Below are 6,206 nucleotides of genomic sequence, written 5' to 3'. Positions count from 1 at the left end.
TTGTATGATTTGACAATTTGGGCTATTGTCCAGTTCTTAGCTGGTCTGCGGTTACAGGACGGTTAGGTCTTATCACTATGTGCTAATAGCAAAACAGAAGAAGTTTATAATCTTAGATAAAATGCACCATTAATCATCACCTTTAAGCGCTTTTTGAACTTGGGCAATACTCTCTTTTGTTATATGGTACTTCCTAGCTGGAGGGTAAATTCCAGGTTGTATTCTGACTTGTCGGAATATTCGACCTGTTAACTTACCTTTCTTTATCCAGTTTCTAATGGTGCTCTTAGATACTTTAAGTTCTAAAGCAGCATCAGAGGTAGACATATAGGGAAAAACATCTCCTTCAGTAAAGTAGTGACATGTCCAGCAGCCTTTCCATTCGTAATCATGCTCGTTCCCACGGCCCGAATGACAAGGGGGCAAAGCATAACAAACCTCGTAACAAGAAGAGTCAAATAAAAAACGAGGAAAACCCGGTAATGCGGGCCGATGAGGTTCGGCAAATTTTGGGCATTGGAAAGAACACTATTTACACTTGGGCCAATGAGGGTAAAATTCCATGCAAAAGAGTCGGGCGGATTATTATATTTTCGCGCAAGCGTTTCAATGAGTGGCTTGAGAATATGGACAATTTACAGGGGGCATAATGAGAGGACATATTGCAGAGAAGAACGGTCGGTTTTACCCGGTTATATCTATAAAGGATCCGGGAACAGGGAAATGGAGACGGAAGTGGTTGACCGGCAACCCTACCAAGCGTAAAGCTGAAAGAGCGCTCACTGAAGCCATAGGCGAGGTCAATAAGGGCATGCTCATAATGCCCAGCCGAGAGACCGTAGCCACACTCTGTCGGAATTACCTGGAAACGATTGCTCCCAATCGCGTTAGGCCGATCACGCTAAATAGCTATCACCAGATGCTTGAAACTCATGTTATCCCTAAGGTCGGAGCTAAACCGGCTGTCGCACTTACACCAGACGATCTCAATCTCATTATGGCCAATATGGTTAAAGCAGGAAAGTCGGCCACTACCACCCGATATTTACTAAGAATCGTGCACCTGGTTCTGGATGATGCTTTGCGAAAGGGTAAACTGGTACGTAATGTTGCTGAACTTGCCGATCCGCCAGCCGCCAGGAAAGCCGATACCGAAGTCTGGGATATGCAAGAACTGGATCATTTCCTGACAGCAGCTGGCAACTCAGAATTTTATGCGCTCTTCGCCACGATGGCACTGACCGGTGTTCGACGTGGAGAAGCACTTGGTCTAAAATGGGGCGATATGGACCTGAATAACACGTCACCAAATATTTCTATTCGCCGAACCGCATACAAAATCGGGAAAGAGTGGCGATACGAAGAACCAAAGACAAAGCGGTCACGCCGTATCGTGGCCTTGCCTCTCTCACTGGCGATGTTGTTGCGATATTTACATGAACGGCAGGAATCCAATGCCGAGTACTTTGGTGGGCAGTTATCAGGGGATGATTTTGTCTTTACTCGTGAGGATGGAACTCTGCCAGATCCCGGGTATGTGTCTAAAGTCTTCCGACGTATTGTTAAGAATTCAGGTTTGAAGCGCATTCGCTTGCATGACTTAAGGCATACCTATGCTACATTACAGAGGAAGGCCGGGCAACCTATCGAGGTAATCAGCAGGGTTCTCGGACATGCCAGCGAAATGGTGACCCTCACTATCTACAATCACTGGGAGGGTGAATTGAGAGCGGCAGCCGATACAATGGATTTGATGTTAGAAAAGATATCCCAGAATGAAAACAAAGAAGCTTCCGTTAGAAATCCGTTAGCAAATGGTGAGGGGAGCGAGTGTAGGCCGTACAGGTCTCGAACCTGTGACACCCTGATTAAAAGTCAGGTGCTGAATTTACCCCAATTTTGGCAACTTCTACGCACAAATTCCCTAGAAAAACGACTCCATTTTTAACGAATCAGGTGCTCAACTTATGCACCGATTCTTCAAGAGCCCTGTCTTGCCTACAATATCATACTTGAGTGATTATTTCAATGGTGAAAGCACGGATGTCACAAAATAGACATTTTGTCCAGTTTTCTTGTCAACGGCCTTTATTTCCAAATCTAGCCGCTTTTTCAGGTTGGCCTGACCATTTATACCTTCAAAGAACATTTATAGATCACACAAAATGGACTTTTGTTCAAATGGGCGATAGGCCAAGCTCTGGTCCTTGCTGACTGAGGTAGCATCAATTATACTTGTACCACGATGAAGGAGGGAAAAGCCATGGGAAAGTCCATACTTATCATCGGAGCTTTTATCTTTCTGATTGTTGGGACTATTGGTCTTCTGATCAATGAGTTTGCCTCCAATTGGGGGAGATGTGCTACCCTGACATTTGCTGTAATAAATATTGTAGGGCTCGCTACTCTGGCTTTCGCAAATTGGGGCATGAAAAGGACACCTAAGACATAAATGACAGGGATTCACTAAGCCCCGTTTCACTAGGTGGGGGTTCTTGGGGTAAACAAAACGAGTACCTGTTTCACGCCGTTTTGAATGCTTTCTTCCTGGCCAACGTCAACCTGCAAACCCAGTACTCTTACTCCGTATTTCTTTCTAATGTCGTCTGCCGCTTCTGCGGTCTTTTTTTCATTGCGGGTAAAAATAACAATGTCGCTCCCGGCTGATGCCAGGCCATCGGCGATTCCCTTGCCGATACCGCCATTGCCGCCGATGACAATGGCCACTTTTCCGCGCAGGTCAAATAAGTTATTCGTTACTTGCTCCCTCCCTAGTTTCGCTTTCTAATGATGACAACCATTATAATAATTATTTACAATGGTATACCGGCCTTGCAAACGATACATGCCACGCCTTCTCATTCCTTGCCAGCTTAAGACGCAAACTATTTCTGCACGGTATGCTCTGTGGCCATGACTTCAAAAACCCAGACACTTGGCTTTTCCTTAAGCAGAGGCTCAATACATTCGTACAGTTTCACTCTGGTTTCCGAGCCAGCCCATCGTTCCCAGTCCTCAATGTTCTGCCAGGTGCTGAGCACCACGATATCGGCTCGGTCTTCGGTATTGACGAGTGTTTCGCCGCCGATATAGCCCGGAAAGTGGGTTATGGCGGCTACCCTGAGCTCGACGAGCAGAGAAGACAGGTCTTCACCGGCTTTTGCTTTACGCTCTATCATTACTCTTATCATTTTCAACCTCCTTGGTAGCAATTCTCTTATATTCTCAGGGATTTCAATTATAGACCGTTTTTTGTATTTATCAATACTGAAAAACAGAAAAGTCAACCCTGTTTTATTGGTAAAAATAGTTGCGCATTTTGAAATTTTATTGTATTTTTATATGGGCAACTTTTATTCTGAGTCGGCTTCAAAGACGATTTCTATTACTGTTTTAAGTAGTTGTTGGCTGGTGGGTAAAATCAGGGATACTGAGGTTAAAAAGAGCCCCAGAACACTAATTCTAGGTATTGGAAATCCCATTCTCAGGGATGATAGGGTAGGCCACCTTCTAGTCCAGATACTCCGCAGTCGTTTCTCCGGTCCTGGCATTGAGTTTCAAGAGACCAGTAAGGCTGGTCTTAACCTCGCCGAACTCCTGGCAGGTTTCGATTCCGCCATTGTTATCGATGCTATCCAGAATGGTGGTATTCCAGGGGAAGTATACTGCCTGAAACCGCGGGCTTTTAGCAGCCAAAAGGCAAATCAGAGCGACCAGCACCGCACCGGTTTATTACAGGCCCTGGAGCTGGGTAAATCCCTCGGGTGGCCAATGCCGGAAGATGTGACCATCGTGGCTATAGAAGCCGAGGATGCCACCAGCTTCGGTGAAGACCTGACGCCGGCCGTTGAAAAGGCCATTCCTGTGGCACTGGACAAGATACTTCATTTGCTGGAAAGTCGGCAAGAACAACCCGATGAAACGCCGGTCAAGAAGACCAGAACCAAGCAGTCCGTGGCTATGAAGAGCGTAGATTTCCGAAGATAATTTAACATAAAACTACTTGAGGAGGCTTTTCTATGTGGAAAACCACTAGCAACCGGGGAGCGAATGTCGAAGATGCAATCAAGCAGATGCTGCCTCCCTGCCAGATAAAATGTCCCATTAATGAAGACATACAGCGCACCAATGTCCTCATCTCGCTTCTTCCGGAGGCTGTTGAGGTAGCAAAAGAAGGGATAATACAGATTGGCGACTATCTCTACGAGAAGAACCCCTTCTTCAATATATGCGGTTACATTTGCGGCCTTTGCGAGCTGGAGTGCAATTACAAAACCAAGGGAGGCGCCATCAGGAGGAGGCTGCTCAAGCGCTTTCTATCGGACTATTACACCGATTATTTAAATCAAAAAGAGAAGTTAAGTACTGCCAAAGACCGGGGAAACGTCGCCATCATGGGTGGAGGTCCGGGCGGTCTTATGTGTGCTTATGTATTGAGCCAGAGAGGTTACCGGACAACAATATTTGAAGCGTCCGATAGACTGGGTGGCGCCCTGTGGCTTATCCCCGAATATCGATTACCCAACGATGTACTGCAGACCACACTGGATAACCTGGTGAGGATTGCCGATATAGATGTCCGGTTCGGCGCTAAGGTAGGTGAAGGGGAGCTCACTTTGGCACAGTTGAAGAAAGAAGGGTATGAGGTGGTATTTATCGCCAAGGGGACGCCTTATCCCAGGGTGCTTACCTTCGGCGACGAAGAGGTGCAGGGGCAGGACCTTTCCGGCGTGATGTATGGACTGGACTTTCTCTACGAAGTGAGTCACGGCAATATTGAGCCGGATTATTTTAAAAATAAACGGGTAATTGTAATTGGCGGCGGTAATGTTGCCTTTGATGCTGCCCGAACGGCAAGAATACTTGGCGGCGAGGTTACAGTTGTGGCTCTCGAGTGTGAAGATAAAAGCTCCCGGGACGGCCTGCCGGCAGATGAAGAGGAGATAAGGGCGGCCTGGGAAGAAGGTCTGAAGATTGTCTGTTCCCGCGGCGTGCGAAGTATCACGGGCGTGGGCGGAAAGTTCAAGAAAATCGATTGCCCGCGGTGTACCAGCGTTTTCGATGACAGTGGCTTCAACCCGCAGTTCGATTGCAGCGATTGCATTGAGATGGAGGGAGATATACTGATTATCACCATCGGGCAGGCGGCGGATAGAGCTTTTCTTAAGAAGGAAGAGCTGCTGGACGAAAGGGGAAGGCTGGCCGTTGACCCTTTTACCCTTCAGAGCCTGCAGAATTCGGCGGTCTTCATCGGCGGTGACGTGCGGCGGATAGGTTTTATGGTGGAGGCGATGAAGGAAGGAATTGAAGCCGCTGAGTCAATCCACAGATACCTGAGGGGATTAGACATGCGGTGGGGAAGAAAGCGGGATTATGAAGCGCTTGGATTACCCGAGAGGACCAGCTACAAGGAACCTGCCGAGGTGGTCTGGATACCGCCGGAAAAGAGGATGCACTTTCAATTGTTCGAAAAAGGCCTCACCTTGATGGAGGCGATAGAAGAGGCCAAACGATGTCTAACCTGCGGTCCGTGCCTCTCCTGCAAAGCGTGTATTTCCATCGGCTTTGAGAAATCGCTATACGCGGTTGAAGTTGACGAGCAAAGGTGCAGTGGGTGTGGCGCCTGCGTATATGTTTGCAATTATGACGCGGCACACCTGGTAGTACGTGATGACAAACTGGTATCGGAAACGGACAATATGTTCAGATGCAAATCATGCGGTATGTGTGTGGCTGCCTGCCCATCCGAAGCGAGAGCACTGGTTGATGATACGACCTACGATCGGATTGAAAACACTTTTACGTCGCTATCTTAGTATTAACAGGGAAGGTGAATAAATGGGTGATTTTGAGCCAAAAGTGGTCTGTTTCTCCTGCAAATTCGGCTGGGGTTATTTAACGGACGAGGCTTCCTTATCCTCCAAGATAAAAAACTGGATACCCATTGTCTGCAGCGGCAAGATTGATACCAAGCATGTCATGGAGGCATTCGAACACGGTGCTGACGGTGTCCTTATTTTGGGCTGCCCGGAGGGCGATTGCCATTATCAGGATGGCAATTTTGAGACAAAAAAGCGGGTTCAACTCCTTCGTAAGGTGCTTGATAGCTATGGAATCGAGCCGGAAAGGGTCAGGATGGAGCTCTCGCTTGACCCTGACGGGAAGAGGATTCCAGAGCTGGTGAAAAGCATGGGTGAAACGGTCAA

At 47.5% G+C, this 6,206-nt stretch carries 7 protein-coding genes, 1 tRNA gene and 1 pseudogene; 5 read left to right on the top strand and 4 right to left on the bottom strand.

The features are described from left to right. Positions 1-129 precede the first annotated feature (129 nt). Positions 130-327, bottom strand: coding sequence for a helix-turn-helix domain-containing protein (locus KKD83_04695; GenBank protein ID MBU2535447.1), 198 nt, complete (start codon positions 325-327; stop codon positions 130-132). A gap of 35 nt (positions 328-362) precedes the next feature. On the opposite strand from KKD83_04695, the gene KKD83_04690 reads away from it, so the two are divergent. Together KKD83_04690 and KKD83_04685 are read left to right on the top strand one after the other, a co-directional pair. Then, a complete protein-coding gene (locus KKD83_04690; protein MBU2535446.1) occupies positions 363-650 on the top strand; it encodes a helix-turn-helix domain-containing protein in 288 nt (95 codons plus the stop codon). 269 nt (positions 651-919) lie between these two features. Beyond that, positions 920-1,711 (top strand): annotated as a pseudogene (locus KKD83_04685) (site-specific integrase). Between the two features lie 122 nt (positions 1,712-1,833). Here KKD83_04685 and KKD83_04680 read toward each other — a convergent pair. The 3 genes from KKD83_04680 to KKD83_04670 form a co-directional block, all read right to left on the bottom strand. After that, positions 1,834-1,908 (bottom strand) — tRNA-Lys (locus KKD83_04680). A 573-nt stretch (positions 1,909-2,481) separates the two neighbouring features. Further along, complete coding sequence (locus tag KKD83_04675; protein ID MBU2535445.1) at positions 2,482-2,727, bottom strand: SDR family NAD(P)-dependent oxidoreductase; 246 nt, start codon at positions 2,725-2,727, stop codon at positions 2,482-2,484. 158 nt (positions 2,728-2,885) lie between these two features. Beyond that, positions 2,886-3,191 carry an antibiotic biosynthesis monooxygenase gene (locus KKD83_04670; GenBank protein ID MBU2535444.1) on the bottom strand — a complete coding sequence of 102 codons (306 nt, stop codon included), beginning with the start codon at positions 3,189-3,191 and terminating at the stop codon, positions 2,886-2,888. A 220-nt stretch (positions 3,192-3,411) separates the two neighbouring features. On the opposite strand from KKD83_04670, the gene KKD83_04665 reads away from it, so the two are divergent. The 3 genes from KKD83_04665 to KKD83_04655 form a co-directional block, all read left to right on the top strand. Continuing rightward, positions 3,412-3,987, top strand: coding sequence for a hydrogenase maturation protease (locus tag KKD83_04665; protein ID MBU2535443.1), 576 nt, complete (start codon positions 3,412-3,414; stop codon positions 3,985-3,987). Positions 3,988-4,019: 32 nt separating this feature from the next. Next, positions 4,020-5,816 (top strand): FAD-dependent oxidoreductase, encoded by a 1,797-nt coding sequence (locus KKD83_04660; protein ID MBU2535442.1) that lies wholly within the window; start codon positions 4,020-4,022, stop codon positions 5,814-5,816. A 22-nt stretch (positions 5,817-5,838) separates the two neighbouring features. Next, a partial coding sequence (locus tag KKD83_04655; protein MBU2535441.1) for a hydrogenase iron-sulfur subunit occupies positions 5,839-6,206 on the top strand: 368 nt, incomplete at its 3' end.

Source organism: Chloroflexota bacterium (assembly GCA_018829775.1).
In the GTDB taxonomy this organism is placed as follows: Bacteria; Chloroflexota; Dehalococcoidia; order Dehalococcoidales; family RBG-16-60-22; genus E44-bin89.
Note: the sequence above shows the minus strand (reverse complement) of the source record. Positions and strands in the feature narration are given on the sequence as shown.